The organism is Streptomyces sp. NBC_00568, assembly GCF_026341855.1.
Lineage (GTDB): Bacteria > Actinomycetota > Actinomycetes > Streptomycetales > Streptomycetaceae > Streptomyces.
In genome coordinates this window covers 3,783,822-3,798,926 of record NZ_JAPENW010000001.1, presented here as the reverse complement: position 1 = coordinate 3,798,926, position 15,105 = coordinate 3,783,822, and the positions used below count along the sequence as shown (strand labels likewise).

Sequence of the window (15,105 nt, the reverse complement as noted above, 5' to 3'; positions counted from 1 at the left end):
GAGGAGGCGAAGAGAACCCGGAGGGTCAGCCGATACGCCGGGCCCCGGCCGAAGGAACCGCCGGGAACACCCTGGGTGCCGTGAAGCCTGCCGCGGCGAAGGCCTCCATGACCGCCTTGGTGACGGTGTCGACGTCGGCCGACTCCACCAGCACGACGGCGGAGCCCCCGAAACCACCGCCGGTCATACGCGCACCCAGCGCACCCGCGGCGTTCGCGGTGGAGACCGCGAGGTCCAGCTCGTCGCAGGAGATCCGCAGATCGTCGCGCAGCGAGGCGTGACCGTCCGTCAGGACGGGCCCGATCGCCCGGACATCGCCCGCGTCCAGCAGGGTGATGACCCGGTCCACCCGGTGGTCGTCGGAGACGACATGGCGGACGTAACGGCGGACGCGCTCGTCGGAGAGCCGGGCGAGGGCCGCTTCGAGGTCCTCGTACGCGACATCGCGCAGATGGGACACACCCAGCTGCCGTGCCCCCTCCTCACAGCCCGCGCGCCGCTCCGCGTAGGCCCCGTCCCCGAGCGCGTGCTTCACCCGGGTGTCGACGACCAGGAGTTCGAGGCCCTGGGAGGCGAGGTCGAACGGGACCTGGCGGATGGACAGATCGCGGCAGTCGAGGTGCAGGGCGTGGCCCTCGGTGCAGCACGCCGACGCCGTCTGGTCCATGACACCGCACGGCACACCGACGAAGTCGTTCTCGGCGCGCTGTGCCAGGCGTGCCAGTTCGGGGCGGGTGAGCCCGAGTTCGTACAGGTCGTCGAGGGCGAGAGCCGTGACGACCTCCAGGGCCGCCGAGGAGGACAGCCCTGCGCCGGTGGGGACCGTGGAGGCCAGATGGATGTCCGCGCCGCCGACGGCGTGACCCGCCTCGCGCAGCGCCCACACCACGCCCGCCGGGTACGCGGCCCAGCCGGTGTCCGACCGGGGCACCAGCTCGTCGACGCGCAGCTCGACGACCGGTCCGTCGATGTCCGCCGAGTGCAGCCGCAGCACCCCGTCGGACCGGCGGGACACCGCCGCGACCGCCGTGTGCGGCAGCGCGAGCGGCATCACGAACCCCTCGTTGAAGTCCGTGTACTCGCCGATCAGGTTGACCCGGCCCGGCGCCGCCCAGACGCCCTCGGGCGCGGCACCGTACAGCTCCTCGAAGCCCTCACGTACCCCCACCTGCTCCACCTGCTACCCCTTCGCTACGTTCTGTGCGAACTCCCACGCGTCCGCGACGATCCCCGCGAGATCCGCGCGGGACGGGTTCCAGCCGAGCCGTTCCCGGGCGGCGTCGGCCGAGGCGACCAGCACCGCCGGGTCCCCGCCGCGGCGCGGTGCCACGACCTCGGGGATCGGGTGCCCGGTCACCCGGCGCACCGTCTCGATGACCTCGCGGACGGAGAAGCCGTTGCCGTTGCCGAGGTTGCAGATCAGGTGCTCGCCGGGGGTCGCGGCGGCGACCGCCAGCAGGTGCGCCTCGGCGAGGTCCGCGACGTGGATGTAGTCACGGATGCAGGTGCCGTCCGGGGTCGGGTAGTCGTCGCCGTAGACGGAGATCGCGTCGCGGCGGCCCTGGGCGACCTGGAGGACGAGCGGGATGAGGTGGGACTCGGGGTCGTGGCGCTCGCCGCTTTCGCCGTACGCGCCCGCCACGTTGAAGTACCGCAGGGAGACGGCGCCGAGTCCGTGCGCCGCGGCCTCGCCGGTGATCATGTGGTCGACGGCGAGCTTGGAGGCGCCGTAGGGGTTGGTGGGCCTGGTCGGCGCGGACTCCACGATCGGGGTGGTCTCGGGTTCGCCGTACGTCGCGGCCGTGGAGGAGAAGACGAGCTTGCGCACGCCGGCCTCGCGCATCGCGGCGAGCAGCGCCATGGTGCCGCCGACGTTGTTGTCCCAGTACTTCTCGGGCTTGACCACGGACTCGCCGACCTGCGAGAACGCGGCGAAGTGCAGGACGGCGTCGTACGAGGGGTCCAGCCACTTGGCGGCGTCGCGGATGTCGCCCTCGACGAGGGCGGCACCGGCGGGGACGCCCTCGCGGAACCCGGTCGAGAGGTTGTCGAGGACGGTGACCTCGTGGCCCGCCTCGAGCAGGTGGCGCGCGACCACACTGCCCACATAGCCGGCTCCACCGGTGACCAGGTACTTCCCACTCATGAACTCGCTACCTCTCGCAGTCGCTGAGCCGCGGTCTCCGGCGGCACGTCGTTGATGAACACGTTCATGCCGGACTCGGAACCCGCGAGGAACTTCAGCTTGCCGGAAGTGCGGCGAATGGTGAAAAGCTCGAGGTGGAGCGCGAAGTCGTCCCGGTTGACGCCTTCGAACTCCTCCAGCGGGCCGAAGGGTGCCTGGTGCCAGGCCGCGATGTACGGCGTCGGCGGCTCGCCCGCCCCTTCCTTTCCACCGTCCGGGCCGTCGAAGATCCGGTCGAAGCGCCTCAAGAGTTCCAGATAGACCTGGGGGAACTCTGTGCGCGCGTCCTCGTCGAGCCCCAGCAGGTCGGGCACGCGGCGGCGCGGGTAGAGGTGGACCTCGTACGGCCAGTGGGCGGCGTACGGAACGAAGGCGACCCAGTGGTCACTCGACAGGACGACCCGTGAGCCGTCCGCCAGTTCGCGCGCGACGACCTCGTCGAACAGGTTCGCGCCGCCGGTCGCCTTGTGCGCGGCGAGCGAGCGCAGCATCAGTGCGGTACGGGGGGTGGTGAAGGGGTAGCCGTAGATCTGCCCGTGCGGGTGACCGAGTGTCACACCGATCTCGGCGCCACGGTTCTCGAAGCAGAAGACCTGCTGGACGGAAGGCAGATGCGACAGTTCGGCGGTGCGGTCGGTCCACGCCTCCAGGACCAGCCCGGCCTGTCGCTCCGTCAGATCGGCGAAGGACGCGTCGTGGTCGGAGGTGAAGCAGACGACCTCACAGCGGCCGGAGTCGCCGGCCAGCGAAGGGAAGCGGTTCTCGAAGACCACGACGTCGTACGAGGAGTCGGGGATCTCGCTCAACCGGCCACCGGAGGACGGGCACAGCGGGCACTCGTTCGCCGGCGGGTGGTAGATGCGTCCCTGCCGATGCGAGGCGATCGCCACCGAGTCGCCGAGGAGCGGGTCGCGACGCACCTCCGAAGTGGTGACGGTCGGGTCGAGCGGGCGCCGGTCCACCGCGTCGCGCACCGTGTCGTCGCCCGCGTCGTAGTAGATGAGCTCACGACCGTCGGCCAGCCGGGTCGAGGTCTTCTTCACAGTCGGACTCCCCATCCACACCCGAACCTTCAAACATAACCGAACACAACAAACCACAAGCCACCACCGCAGTCAACATCACAATCAAACAAAGGACACCATCAGAAGTGTTCATTTCTTAGATGCGGAGGCGTAGGTTCCGGTCCGATACGTTCACGCGACGAAGCGAGTTCTGATGCAGTCCCCCACACACCTGCCACAACCGGGCACCCTGCTCGCCGCCGAGCTGCGTCTCCCCACGAACGCACTCGACTACACGATCCTCGGCATCTACTTCGTGGTCGTCCTGGGCATCGGCTTCGCGGCCCGCCGCTCGGTGAAGACGAGCCTCGACTTCTTCCTGTCGGGGCGCTCACTGCCCGCCTGGATCACCGGCCTGGCCTTCATCTCGGCCAACCTGGGCGCCACCGAGATCCTCGGCATGGCCGCCAACAGCGCCCAGTACGGCGTCTACACCGTGCACTGGTACTGGATCGGCGCCATCCCGGCGATGGTCTTCCTGGGCCTGGTGATGATGCCGTTCTACTACGGCTCCAAGGTCCGCTCGGTGCCGGAGTTCCTGCTCCTGCGCTTCGACAAATGGGCGCACCTGCTGAGTTCGATCCTGTTCGCCTTCGCCGCCGTCCTCATCGCCGGCGTCAACCTCTACTCGCTCGCGATCGTCGTCGAGGCCCTGCTCGGCTGGCCGCAGTGGGTCGCGATCGTGGTCGCCGGCTTCTTCGTCCTCGCCTACATCACCCTCGGCGGTCTCTCCTCCGCGATCTACAACGAAGTGCTCCAGTTCTTCGTGATCCTCGCGGCGCTGATCCCGATCGCCGCGCTCGGCCTGAACCGGGTGGGCGGCTGGGACGGCCTGACGGACTCCCTGGACAAGACCCACGGCGCCGACTTCACGACGGCCTGGGGCGGCACGGGCATCGGCAGCGACAACCCGCTCGGCGCCAACTGGCTGACCATCGTGCTCGGTCTGGGCTTCGTGCTGTCCTTCGGCTACTGGACGACGAACTTCGCCGAGGTGCAGCGCGCGCTGTCGGCCAAGAACCTCTCCGCGGCCCAGCGCACCCCGCTCATCGCGGCCTACCCGAAGATCTTCATCGTCTTCCTGGTGATGATCCCGGGCCTGGTGGCGGCCGTCCTGGTCCCGAAGATCGGCACGAGCGGCTCGGACCTCCAGTACAACGACGCGATCCCCTACCTGATGCAGGAGTTGCTGCCGAACGGTGTCCTCGGCATCGCGGTGACCGGTCTGCTGGCCGCCTTCATGGCGGGCATGGCGGCCAACGTCTCGTCCTTCAACACGGTGTTCACCACGGACATCTGGGCGAAGTACGTGGTGACGGACCGCGAGGACTCCTACTACGTCCGCTTCGGCCGTCTCATCACGGTGATCGGCGTCCTGGCGTCGATCGGCACGGCCTTCCTCGCCTCGTCCTTCTCCAACATCATGAGCTACCTCCAGACGCTCTTCTCCTTCTTCAACGTGCCGATGTTCGCGGTCTTCATCATCGGCATGTTCTGGAAGCGGGCATCGGTGAAGTCGGGCTTCTGGGGCCTGCTGGCCGGCACCACGGCGGCGATGGTGAACTACTTCGTCCTCTACAAGCAGGACATCGTCGGCTTCCCCTCCGACCAGGGCGCCAACTTCGTCTCCGCGATCGTCGCCTTCGTGGCCGGCGGCGTGGTGATGGTCGGGGTCTCGCTCTTCACCGCCCCGAAGCCCGCGGCGGAATTGCAGGGCCTGGTCTACGGCACCGTGTCCCCCGGCATGGCCGAGCCGCCGGCCCCCGGCGACGACGCCTGGTACCGCAAGCCCGCCCTGCTGGGCTGGGGCGCGCTGATCCTGGCGACCGCCTGCTACATCCCGTTCTCGTTCTGACGAGTCCCGACCCGTTCCGACGAGGGAGAATCAAGAAACCATGTCCGACTATTCGGAAAGCGACGCCCAGCGCGAGGTCTCGGAACTCGAGAAGAAGTCCGCGACCGCCGCCAGTCTGTTCGACATCCGCCGCATCATCGGCGGCCTGTTCGTGGTCTACGGCGTCATCGTCACCATCGCCGGCATCACGGCCTCCGACGCCGCCCTCGCCAAGGCGGACGGCGTCAACATCAACCTCTGGACCGGCCTCGGCATGCTCGCCCTCGGCCTGTTCTTCCTGGTGTGGCTGTGGCTGCGCCCACTGGCGGTACCGGTACCGGCGTCCGAGGACGAGGGGCCGGAGGAGTAGCGCCCTTGCGGGGGGCCGGGGTTCACCGAGAGGACTCCGGCCCTTGGCGCTTTCGCGGCCGGGCCGTCTTTTCCGGATCTTGCTGACCCGCGACGCTCCCCCAGCCACCGCTGGGAGGTGCCCCCGGGCACCGCGCCCCGCGGCGTATCCGAAAGAGACGACCTGGCTAGCCGGGCCCGGTCCAGTCGAAGGTGATGTGCTTGCTGGACCGGCCTTCGCGGCTCCAGAGGAAGCCGTGGGCATCGGCGCGGTCCACCGTCGAGCGGCCCCAGGTCGCGACCTGGCCCGGTCCGGTCTCCGCACCCGGCAGGTTGGTCGACTGGACGCGCGCGCCCTCCGGGGTCGTGGGTCCCGTGAGCGCGACCGCGCTCGCCTCGACCCGGCCCGGTACCACGGCCCGCCAGCTCGCGAGGTCGTCGGCGACCTCGATCTCGATGGGGGCGAACTCCATGCCGCGCATCTCGGCGCCCATCATGGTCACCATCTCGGCGGGCCAGCTGCCCGCCTGCCCACCGAAGATCATCTGAAGCGCCTCGCGCTGGGGGTCGTCGGCGCGCTCGTCGACGAAGACCGCGGCGTACGTGTCCGTGTGCTCGGCCCAGATGTTGCCGACGAACGAGGCCACCATCAGCACGTTCAGGCCGTCCAGCCGTACATCGCCGTAGCGGCCCTCGCGGATGTGCCAGGCCAGGATGCCGTCGCAATCGCCGTGGGTGGGCAGCTGTGCGAACGAGCAGGGGCAGGGCACGTTGCACTTGCAGGTGTCGAACCAGTCGCCCGCCGCGTGCCACCGGGGAACGGTCGCCGTCGTCTCGGACATCTCCCTGCCTCCTCGTGACCGTGCCGGGGCGTCGGTCTCGGGAGGACGGCAGAGCCCCCGGGAGCCATCGCCGGCCCACGCCCGGGTCGTGCGCATTCACTCCGATTGTCCCACCGCAGGGGTCACCCGGAGGAGGTGTCTTCCGCATACACGCGTTCCCGCGCGCACGCGCGGGTCCGCCGTGATGTGCTGGAGGTGTGCGCCTCGACCGGAAGGCCCTGTCACCCCCTCTGCGTCCGGCAAATCTGCTGTCGGCCCGGCAGCTTGCGTTCGCCTGGTCCGTGATGGCGTCGATCGCCCTCCTCGCCTGGGTGCTGGTGGTCGACCAGGCCCGTGACATGGGGGTCGAGCCGGGAACCATGGGTATGGGCGTCCCGCTGTTCCTGCTGCTGTGGCTGGTCATGATGATCGCCATGATGTTCCCGTCGGTGGCCCCGGTGGCCCTCACCTGGGCGCGGGCCATCGGGCGCCAGTCGCCCACGGGAGTCGTGCGGGTGGCTCGTACCGCCCAGTTCGCCGGCGGATACCTGCTGGCCTGGACGGCCTTCGGCCTGATCGCCTACGGGCTCCTCGCCGGGACCGGGGCCCTGGTGGACGAGCACCCGGGCACCGGGCGCTGGATCGGCGCCGGGGCCTTCCTGGTCGCCGGGCTCTACCAGTTCGGCCCGTGGAAGGACATCTGCCTGCGGCACTGCCGGAGCCCGATGGGCCAGCTCGTGCGCTACGCGGGCTTCCGGCCCCGGGCCCGCGATCTGCGGGTCGGGGCGCACCACGGGGCGTACTGCGTGGGCTGCTGCTGGGGGCTGATGGTCGTGCTCGTCCCGCTGGGCGTCATGAACGTCCTGGCGATGGCCGCGGTGGCCGTGGTGATCTTCGTGGAGAAGCTCTGGCGGCTGGGCCCCGTCTTCTCGCAGGTCGTCGGGGCCGCCTTCCTGGTACTCGCGGTACTGAGCCTCTTCCAGCCCTGGCTGCTGCCGGGCCTGACCCCGTCGCAGTCGCCCATGACGGAGATGCTCCGCCCCTAGGCGGCAACGAGGTCGCACCACACGTACTTGCCGATGTCGCCGCCCTGCCGCAGCGGATGCCAGCCCCAGTCGTCCGCGCAGGCCCGGACGAGGACGAGACCCCGGCCCGCCTCCGCGTCGGGTACCGCCACCAGGTCGTGCGACGGCGGCACCGGGCTCGCGTCCCACGCGCCGATCCGCAGCACCCCGTCCCGCCAGTGCAGCCGCAGCGCCGCGGGCCCCTTCGTATGCCGTACGGCGTTGGAGACCAGCTCCGCCGCCAGCAGCTCGGCCACGTCCACGAGACGGATCAGACCGTGCAGGGTCAGGATCAGACGGACGGTACGACGGCAGACGGTCACCGCACGGTCGTCCTGGGGGATGTGCAGCACATAGGTCCAGGGTTCGGTTCCGGACATGCGTGAACTCCGATTCTGGTGTGGGGAGTCGAGAGGTCGCCGTGGGCGCGGGCGGTGGCAGTGTCACGCCGCCGTGGCAGGACGGAGTGGTGCGCTTCCGGAGTCCCGGGGTTCCGCAGCGTGTGCGTCGCGTCACTGACGGTAGGGTAGAAATTCCTACCCCGGCAAGCCACTCACGTAATCTGACACCCGAACGGGGAGGTCAACCCCACCCGTTCTCAGGGTCGTTGAGGAGGCGGCACCGGATGACGATGCGGAACCAGCCCACGGCACGACAGGTACGTCTGGGTACCGAGCTGCGCAGACTGCGGGAGGCCGCAGGCAAGTCGGCGCGGGAGGTGGCCGGGCTGCTCGGCTCCAGCTCGACCCACATGAGCCAGATCGAAGCGGGCAGCTCTGGTATCAGCGAAGAACGCCTGCGCAGGTTGGCGGCTCACTGCACCTGCACGGACCAGGAATTGATCGAGGCACTGGTCGGGATGGCGGCGGACCGTACGCGGGGCTGGTGGGAGGAGTACCGAGGTGTGCTCCCCACCCCCTTTCTCGACCTGTCCGAGCTCGACCATCACGCGGCGTTCCGGCACGACGTGGCCGTCATCCACGTTCCGGGACTTCTCCAGACGGAGGACTACGCGCGCGCCCTCTTCTCCTACATGGCACCGGAGCTGCCTCGGAGCGAGGTCGACCCTCGGGTGAGCCACCGAATGCGACGTCGCGTGGTCATCGAACGACCCGGACCGATCACGTACGAAGCCGTGATCCATGAGGCCGCGCTGCGGATCCGTGTAGGCGACCGTCCGGTCGCGCGAGCTCAATTGGAACGCATCCTGGAGTACTCCGAACGGGAGCACGTCACCGTTCGGGTCATCCCCTTCGACATGGACGGCTTCGCGGGCGGCGGCAGCGCGATGGGCTACCTCGGAGGTCCCGTGCCCCGCCTGGACACCGTCGTACGCGACGCACCACACGGCACCGCGTTCGTCGATTCCGAGGCCCAACTGGCCCACTTCCGAACACTCTTCCGTAAAGTTGAGGAAGCATCGCTGAGCCCCGGGCACTCACGCGACTTCATCCGGAAGATGGCCAAGGAACTGTGAGGCGACGTCATGACCATCCCCGCCAACTGGCAGAAGTCATCCTTCTCCGGCGGCGGTGAAGGCAACGACTGCGTCGAACTCGCCGCCACCCCAGGCACCATCCACCTCCGCGAGAGCGACACCCCCGCGACCCACCTCTCGACCGCCCCCGGTCCCCTCGCCCAACTCGTCCACCACATAAAGTCCGGCGGACTCGGCGCACCTGCGGTGTGAGCGGCGGAGGACATCGGGCACCACGTCCGCAGGTGATGCCGGGCCTGCCGCAGAGGAGGGAAGCTGACCGCATGACCGAAAAACTCACCGTCAGCGTCCTCGGCACCGGAATCATGGGTGCCGCCATGGCGCGTAACCTCGCCCGCGCCGGACACGGCGTCCGCGTCTGGAACCGCAGCCGTGCCAAGGCCGAGCCGCTGGCCGCCGACGGCGTGCACGTCGCGGACACCCCGGAGGAGGCCGTACAGGGCGCCGATGTCGTCCTGACCATGCTGTACGACGGCCCCGCCGCCCTCGATGTCATGCGCCGGGCGGCACCCGGGCTGCGCGCCGGGGTCGTCTGGGTGCAGTCCACGACCGCGGGGACCGAGGCACTCGGCGAGCTGGCCGACTTCGCCCGCGCGCACGGGCTCGTCTTCTTCGACGCTCCCGTCCTCGGGACGCGCGCACCCGCCGAGGCCGGCCGGCTGACCGTGCTCGCCGCCGGTCCGAGCGCGGCGCGGGACACCGTGACACCCGTCTTCGACGCCGTCGGCGCCCGTACCGTGTGGACCGGCGAGGACGGCTCGGCGGGCAGCGCCACCCGGCTCAAGCTCGTTGCCAACAGCTGGGTCCTGGCCGCCACCGCCGCGACCGGCGAGGTCCTCGCCCTGGCGCAGGGCCTCGGCGTGGACCCGCGCAGCTTCTTCGACCTCATCGCCGGCGGCCCGCTCGACATGGGCTATCTGCACGCGAAGGCGGCCCTCGTCCTGGAGGACCGGCTGTCCCCGGCCAGCTTCGCGGTCACCACCGCCGAGAAGGACGCCCGTCTGATCGTGCGGGACGGGCGGCGGCACGGTGTCCGTCTCGACGTCGCCGAAGCCGCCGCCGAACGCCTTGGCCGCGCGGGCGCTCTGGGCCACGGGGACGAGGACATGGCCGCCGCGTACTTCGCGAGCTTCGAGGAGGGGAAGCCCCCCTCCTCGTAGACCCGGACTCCTCCTCGTAGACCCGGGAGACCCGTGGACGGGCCCCGAAGGTTCAGGGGCCCGTGCACGCCGTACGTCTCGGAGGGATACGCCTCAGAGGGAGTCGTCCGCGCCTCCGTGCGGTGCCGACGCCGGGAGCGGTCCCGCCCGGTCCAGCAGGCCCGTGCGGGCGGCGAGCGCCGCCGCTTCGAGACGGGAGCCCACGCCCAGTTTCATCAGGACCCGCTGGACATGGGTGCGAGCCGTCGACGGGGCGATGCCCATGCCGGCCGCGATGAGCCGGGTGTCCTCCCCGTCGGCGACCCTCACCAGGACCTCCACCTCGCGGGGTGTGAGCATCTGGAGCAGCCGCTGGCCCTCGTCGTCGGGCTGGCCGGCGGGGTTGAGCAGTTCGCTGAACGCGCCCTGGAGCAGTTGCGGGGCCACCGCCGCCTCGCCCGCCCTCGCCTTCATGATCGCGCGCTCGACGCCCTCTATGCGTTCGTCATGGCGTACGTAACCGGAGGCTCCGGCGGCGAACGCGGCGGCGATGCCGCGCGGGTTCGGTACCGGGCCGAGCACCAGGACCGCCACCTGGGGGCGCTCCCGTTTGATCCGCACCACCGGGTCGAAGATTCCCGGCTCGGCGGGTGTCGCCGTGCCGATCAGGCACACCTCGGGTGCCCGTGTGATCACCAGCTCCGCCGCCCCCGCGGCGGGCGCCGCCGCGGCGAGCACCCGGTGCCCGCGCAGTTTCAGAGCCGAGGCCAACGCCTCGGCGAGCAGTCGGTGGTCGTCGACCACCATGAGCCGCACTCCCATCAGGCAACCCCCCAGTCCCCCCAAGCATCCCCACTGGTTCCCCGTGGATTAGGAGCCCCCCGGCTCTCCATCCCCCGGAAGCTACACGCTTGTTCGACGTTGCGCTTCCCCTACTGGAGAGAAGTGCCCCGGAATATCGAAATCCCTCCCATTAGGGAGGGATGAGGGGTACGTGTGCGGCCCCGCCCCTGAGCAGGGACGGGGCCGCACACGTTGTCTCGGACCGAACGAATTCCGTCGGAGAACGATCAACGCATTCTTTCGAAGATGATCGCCTTACTTCACTCCAAAGATGACCGTTCCATGGTGATCATTTCGAAGGCGAACGCTCCGAAAGGACCGGCTACTTCGTTCCGAAGGCGATCGCCAGGTACTCCTTGTCGTCCACGGAGGACGGCTTGCCCGCGTAGACCTGGGACATGTAGAGGTGGCCGTCGCCGTAGAGGATCTCGGAGTACTCCGGGAGCATGCTGGACTCCGCGTCGCGCGTCGCCTCGGTCGCCGGGTTCTCCATGAGCTTGGTCGCCTTGAAGGAGGTTCCGTCGATCGAGACGATCTGCCCGCCCTTGTCGTACGGCGGCCGCTTGTACGCGAGAAGGCTGGTGCCGTCCATGCGCAGCGGGGTGATGGTGTAGCCGTCGCCCGCGTCCCCGCGCTGGCCGGTCTGCTTTCCGGTGGCCAGGTCGAAGGAGACGATCTCGTTGGTCCGGCTGTATTCGCCGGTGCCGTCGTGCTCCTCCGTCGGGATGTACAGCTTGTCGTTGCCGACGGCGAGCCCGGAGCAGTACTCGATCCTCGAGATGCCGTCGCAGCGGGCCGCGTACGTCTTGCCGGGCGCGGAGACCTTCGACCGCAGCTTGCCGGTCTTGTTGTCGATGGAGAAGAAGTCCGAGATGCCGCTGCCGTCACCGGCGGAGTCGCCGACGTCGGCGGCCACGACCAGCGGGTCGGTGGAGACGACGCTGGCGTACTCGATGCCGGGCGACATCTTGTACTCGGAGATCACCTTCCCGGTCTTCGGGTCGATGGTCTGGATGTGCAGCTGGCGCGTGCTGCCGTACTCGCCGCACTTGCGGACCGCGACCAGCTTGTCCCCGCCGCCGTAACCGGCGTCGTAGCAGCTGTCGCCCGACTTCGGAGCCCACAGGGCCTTGCCGGTGGAGATGTCGAACGCACCGCCGCCGCTGGTGCTGCCCGCGGCGACCGTGTTGCCACTGACCGTCACGTTGTCGATGTTGATCGGCTCATCACCGGACTTGATCGTCCGGGTCCACAGCTTCTTGCCGGTGTCGAGATCGATGGCGGCGAGCCGGCTGCACCCGTGCGAGGGCTGCGCCTTGGTGGGCATGGCCGGCTCGTAGATGATCGCCGTGCGGTCGGCGTCCGTGGTGTGACGGCTCGCCTGGCACACCGGGCCGGGGAGCTTGAGCGTCCAGTTCTTGGCGCCCGAGTCCGGGTCGTAGCCGTTGATCTCGGCCACGCCGCTCTTGGCGTACACCTTGTCGGTGAGCCAGGAGCCGGCCGTGGTCACGCTCGTGTCGCCCTTGGGCACGGCCGGCGCGGGGATCTGGAACAGCAGCGAGGAACTGGTGTTGGCCGGCGCCTTCTCCTTGCCGCCGGAACCCTTGTCGTCACCGCCCTTGGCGTCGTCGCCCTTGCCGCCGGTGCCGCCGCTCGATCCCCCGGAGTTGTTCTTGTCGTCCTTGCCGGAGGTGTTCGTGTACAGGACGCCGCCGCCGACGATCAGCGCGACGGCCACCACGGCCGCCACGATGATGAGCATCTGGCTGTTGAGCTTCCGCACGCCGCCGCCCTTGGGAGCCTGCGGCTGCATCGGCATGGTCTGCGGCTGCGGGTAGCCGTACGGCTGCTGACCCGGGGCGCCGTACGGGGCCTGCGGCTGGCCCGGGTAGCCGTAGCCCGGCTGGGCCGGGGGCGGCGTCTGCGGGTAGCCGTACGGCTGCTGCGGCGGGCTCGCGGGCGGAGCGGTCTGCGGGGGCGGGGGCGTCTGCGGGTAGCCGTAGCCCGGACCCTGCGCGGGCGGCGGAGGCGTCGGCGCTCCGAAACCGCCCGGGGGCGGGTCCTGCGGTGCGCCGAAACCACCGGGGGGCGGGTCCTGCGGTGCGCCGAAACCACCGGGGGGCGGGTCCTGCGGTGCGCCGAAACCACCGGGCGGGGGCTGGTTCGGCGGTGGCGGGGGCGGCTGGCTCATGACGTGACTACCTCGGGATGCGTTGGGACGACGGGCCGGTGTGCGTGCGGGGCGCGAAGGAACTGGGTCTGGGCGAGGGTCACTTGCCGTAGGCCAGCATCAGCTTCTCCTTCGCCTCGTCATTGCCCGTCAGCCGGGTGGTGGAGATGTAGAAGCGTCCGTCCACGTAGTCGACGGCCTTCGAGTAGAAGCCGTTCTCGATGTTCGCGGTGCCCTGCGGGTTCTGGAGCAGCTTGGTGAGCGTGTGGCTGCCGCCGGTCGTCGGAACCGACACGATGCGGCCGCCGCCGTCGTACGACGCCTCGACATAGGCGATGAGGTTCGTGCCGTCCATCTTCAGCGGCATCATCGCCGCGTCCACGGGGGACTTGACGCGCCACTTCTCCTTGCCGGTCGCCAGGTTGAACGCGACGATCTCGTTGGCTCCGGTCTTCTCGTCCGTCGGCAGGTAGAGCGTGTCGGTGTCGGCGACGGCGCCGAAGCATCCGGTCAGGTCACGGCTGAGGATCGCGAAGCCGCACTCGGGCGCGAAGCCGTCGTCGCTCTTGAGCTGCGAGCGCAGGTCGCCGTTGTCCGTCAGCGTGGTGACGTTGACGGTCTTCTTCTTCTCGTTGGTCATGTAGATCACGACCGGGTCCACGGAGTAGGCGCGCTCGACCCGCCAGCCCTCGGGGATCTTCTTCGTCCACTTGGCCTTGCCGGTGGCCGGGTCCAGCTCCTGCACCTCGTCGTGCTCGGTGTCGCTGCCGGCCCCGCAGGACGAGACGGCCACCAGCTTGGAGCCGCCCGCGAATCCCGCCGGGTAGCAGCTGGCGCCGTACTTCTCCTTGTCCCACAGCTTCTTGCCGCTGGAGACGTCGTAGCCCGTTCCCGACATCGAGCGGCCGACCGTCAGCGTGTCGCCGGCGATGGACAGGTCGATCGAGATCGCGCTGTCGAACAGGGCGCCGTCCGCGACCTTCCCGGTCCAGCCCTTGGCGCCGGTGTTCAGGTCGATCTGCTGGAGCTGGTTGCACTTGGCGCTGCTGCTGGAGCCGCTCATGTAGGCGATGACGACCTTGTCGTCGGCCGTCTTCTGCGGGGTGACCGCGCAGATCTTCTGCGGGAACGTCAGCGCGTCCCACGCGGGCTTTCCGTCCCCGACATTGAACGCGAAGAGCTGCTTGTACGCCGCCTTCACCGCGGCCTTGTCGGTGACCCACAGGCCGGGGGCGTCGGCGCCGGAACCGGGCGCGTCGGGCGCCGACTTGTACCAGAGCACCTTGGCCTCGCCCGGCTTGCGGTCCGCGTTCAGGTTCTCCTCGTCCTCACCGCCGTCACCGCTGCCGTCACCGGGGTTGACCGGATCGTCCGACGCGGAGGTCTTCGGGCTCTGGCTCGGGGACTCCTTCGCGACGGGCTTCTTCCCGTCGTCACCCCCGCTGGTGACGGCCCATACGGTGCCGCCGACGACGAGGAGTCCGGCCACCGCCGCGGCGATGACGAGCGCGGGCCGGCCCTTGAAGGGGTTCTTCGAGCCCCCGCCCGGACCGCCGGGCGGCGGGGTGCCGGGCGCGCCCGGGTACGGCGCCTGGGACGGATACCCGTACCCCGGCTGCTGCTGCCCGTATCCGTACGGCCCGGGCTGCCCGTAGGGCCCCGGCTGCTGCGGCTGGCCGTACGGGCCCGGCTGGGCGTAGGGGCCGGGCTGCTGGGGGTACCCGTAGCCGGGCTGCGGGGCCCCGGCGGGCGGAGTGGGCTGGGGCGGGCCCGCGGGGGCAGGGGGCGGGCCCTGCGGCGCGGGAGGCGTGTTGGGCGGCGTGCCCTGCGGTACGCCCTGGGGCGCGCCGAAACCACCCTGCGACCGCGGGTCCTGCGGCGGGTTCGCACCGCCCGTCGGCGGCTGGTCCTGCGGTGCTCCGAAACCGCCCTGCGGCGGCTGATTCGGCGGCTGACTCATCAGCGCTTCCCCCTCTTCACTGATGTGGCGCCCCACCGGGGGCGCTGGATTCGCGCCGCTCCGGGTGGTTCTCAGACTGTTCTCAGACGGCTCTTTCTATCACTTGGGGGGGCGCGGGCAGGGGGCCGGTGCGCGCCCTGTTCCCAAGGGAGGACCGGGCTGTGATGCCGTCGTTACGC

Annotated in this window: 14 protein-coding genes; 6 read left to right on the top strand and 8 right to left on the bottom strand. The window is 69.9% G+C overall.

Annotated elements, in window-relative coordinates:
* Positions 1 to 25: 25 nt before the first annotated feature.
* The 3 genes from galK to galT are packed head-to-tail and all read right to left on the bottom strand — an operon-like array spanning position 26 to position 3,228.
* Positions 26 to 1,168: a galactokinase gene (gene galK / locus OOK38_RS16630; RefSeq protein WP_266765725.1), complete on the bottom strand. Its 1,143-nt coding sequence runs from the start codon at positions 1,166 to 1,168 to the stop codon at positions 26 to 28.
* 12 nt (positions 1,169 to 1,180) lie between these two features.
* Positions 1,181 to 2,146 carry a UDP-glucose 4-epimerase GalE gene (gene galE / locus OOK38_RS16625; RefSeq protein WP_266759626.1) on the bottom strand — a complete coding sequence of 322 codons (966 nt, stop codon included), beginning with the start codon at positions 2,144 to 2,146 and terminating at the stop codon, positions 1,181 to 1,183.
* Positions 2,143 to 3,228, bottom strand: a complete 1,086-nt coding sequence (gene galT, locus OOK38_RS16620) for a galactose-1-phosphate uridylyltransferase (protein ID WP_266759627.1) — start codon at positions 3,226 to 3,228, stop codon at positions 2,143 to 2,145. Before galT ends, galE begins: the two co-directional genes overlap by 4 nt.
* A gap of 175 nt (positions 3,229 to 3,403) precedes the next feature.
* Here galT and OOK38_RS16615 point away from each other — a divergent pair, with 175 nt between their 5' ends.
* Together OOK38_RS16615 and OOK38_RS16610 are read left to right on the top strand one after the other, a co-directional pair.
* Positions 3,404 to 5,104: a sodium:solute symporter family protein gene (locus tag OOK38_RS16615; protein WP_266759628.1), complete on the top strand. Its 1,701-nt coding sequence runs from the start codon at positions 3,404 to 3,406 to the stop codon at positions 5,102 to 5,104.
* A 40-nt stretch (positions 5,105 to 5,144) separates the two neighbouring features.
* Positions 5,145 to 5,453 (top strand): hypothetical protein, encoded by a 309-nt coding sequence (locus OOK38_RS16610; RefSeq protein WP_266759629.1) that lies wholly within the window; start codon positions 5,145 to 5,147, stop codon positions 5,451 to 5,453.
* A 166-nt stretch (positions 5,454 to 5,619) separates the two neighbouring features.
* Here OOK38_RS16610 and OOK38_RS16605 read toward each other — a convergent pair whose 3' ends face one another.
* Positions 5,620 to 6,273, bottom strand: coding sequence for a DUF1326 domain-containing protein (locus tag OOK38_RS16605; RefSeq protein WP_266759631.1), 654 nt, complete (start codon positions 6,271 to 6,273; stop codon positions 5,620 to 5,622).
* Positions 6,274 to 6,470: 197 nt separating this feature from the next.
* On the opposite strand from OOK38_RS16605, the gene OOK38_RS16600 reads away from it, so the two are divergent.
* Positions 6,471 to 7,298 carry a DUF2182 domain-containing protein gene (locus OOK38_RS16600; RefSeq protein WP_266759633.1) on the top strand — a complete coding sequence of 276 codons (828 nt, stop codon included), beginning with the start codon at positions 6,471 to 6,473 and terminating at the stop codon, positions 7,296 to 7,298.
* On the opposite strand, the gene OOK38_RS16595 is transcribed toward OOK38_RS16600, so the two are convergent.
* Positions 7,295 to 7,696: an ATP-binding protein gene (locus tag OOK38_RS16595; RefSeq protein ID WP_266759635.1), complete on the bottom strand. Its 402-nt coding sequence runs from the start codon at positions 7,694 to 7,696 to the stop codon at positions 7,295 to 7,297. The two genes, OOK38_RS16600 and OOK38_RS16595, sit on opposite strands and share 4 nt — an antisense overlap.
* Positions 7,697 to 7,941: 245 nt before the next feature.
* Here OOK38_RS16595 and OOK38_RS16590 point away from each other — a divergent pair, with 245 nt between their 5' ends.
* The 3 genes from OOK38_RS16590 (at position 7,942) to OOK38_RS16580 (ending at position 9,974) form a co-directional block, all read left to right on the top strand.
* Positions 7,942 to 8,793 carry a helix-turn-helix transcriptional regulator gene (locus OOK38_RS16590; protein WP_266759637.1) on the top strand — a complete coding sequence of 284 codons (852 nt, stop codon included), beginning with the start codon at positions 7,942 to 7,944 and terminating at the stop codon, positions 8,791 to 8,793.
* 9 nt (positions 8,794 to 8,802) lie between these two features.
* Positions 8,803 to 9,006 (top strand): DUF397 domain-containing protein, encoded by a 204-nt coding sequence (locus OOK38_RS16585; RefSeq protein WP_266759638.1) that lies wholly within the window; start codon positions 8,803 to 8,805, stop codon positions 9,004 to 9,006.
* Positions 9,007 to 9,077: 71 nt separating this feature from the next.
* The gene (locus OOK38_RS16580; RefSeq protein ID WP_266759639.1) at positions 9,078 to 9,974 is read left to right on the top strand and encodes an NAD(P)-dependent oxidoreductase; all 897 of its coding nucleotides are present in this window, start codon (positions 9,078 to 9,080) and stop codon (positions 9,972 to 9,974) included.
* 93 nt (positions 9,975 to 10,067) lie between these two features.
* On the opposite strand, the gene OOK38_RS16575 is transcribed toward OOK38_RS16580, so the two are convergent.
* The 3 genes from OOK38_RS16575 to OOK38_RS16565 form a co-directional block, all read right to left on the bottom strand.
* Positions 10,068 to 10,775, bottom strand: a complete 708-nt coding sequence (locus OOK38_RS16575; RefSeq protein ID WP_266848562.1) for a response regulator transcription factor — start codon at positions 10,773 to 10,775, stop codon at positions 10,068 to 10,070.
* Positions 10,776 to 11,118: 343 nt separating this feature from the next.
* A complete protein-coding gene (locus OOK38_RS16570) occupies positions 11,119 to 12,987 on the bottom strand; it encodes a PQQ-binding-like beta-propeller repeat protein (RefSeq protein ID WP_266759643.1) in 1,869 nt (622 codons plus the stop codon).
* Positions 12,988 to 13,066: 79 nt separating this feature from the next.
* Positions 13,067 to 14,926, bottom strand: a complete 1,860-nt coding sequence (locus OOK38_RS16565; protein WP_266759645.1) for a PQQ-binding-like beta-propeller repeat protein — start codon at positions 14,924 to 14,926, stop codon at positions 13,067 to 13,069.
* Between the last annotated feature and the right edge of the window lie 179 nt (positions 14,927 to 15,105).

Coding starts and splice junctions, on each gene's coding strand:
- OOK38_RS16565 (WP_266759645.1), bottom strand. CDS start 14,926: ATGAGTCAGCCGCCGAATCAGCCGCCGCAGGGCGGTTTCGGAGCACCG.
- OOK38_RS16585 (WP_266759638.1), top strand. CDS start 8,803: ATGACCATCCCCGCCAACTGGCAGAAGTCATCCTTCTCCGGCGGCGGT.
- galE (WP_266759626.1), bottom strand. CDS start 2,146: ATGAGTGGGAAGTACCTGGTCACCGGTGGAGCCGGCTATGTGGGCAGT.
- OOK38_RS16605 (WP_266759631.1), bottom strand. CDS start 6,273: ATGTCCGAGACGACGGCGACCGTTCCCCGGTGGCACGCGGCGGGCGAC.
- OOK38_RS16580 (WP_266759639.1), top strand. CDS start 9,078: ATGACCGAAAAACTCACCGTCAGCGTCCTCGGCACCGGAATCATGGGT.
- OOK38_RS16590 (WP_266759637.1), top strand. CDS start 7,942: ATGACGATGCGGAACCAGCCCACGGCACGACAGGTACGTCTGGGTACC.
- OOK38_RS16595 (WP_266759635.1), bottom strand. CDS start 7,696: ATGTCCGGAACCGAACCCTGGACCTATGTGCTGCACATCCCCCAGGAC.
- OOK38_RS16575 (WP_266848562.1), bottom strand. CDS start 10,775: ATGGGAGTGCGGCTCATGGTGGTCGACGACCACCGACTGCTCGCCGAG.
- OOK38_RS16610 (WP_266759629.1), top strand. CDS start 5,145: ATGTCCGACTATTCGGAAAGCGACGCCCAGCGCGAGGTCTCGGAACTC.
- OOK38_RS16615 (WP_266759628.1), top strand. CDS start 3,404: ATGCAGTCCCCCACACACCTGCCACAACCGGGCACCCTGCTCGCCGCC.
- OOK38_RS16570 (WP_266759643.1), bottom strand. CDS start 12,987: ATGAGCCAGCCGCCCCCGCCACCGCCGAACCAGCCCCCGCCCGGTGGT.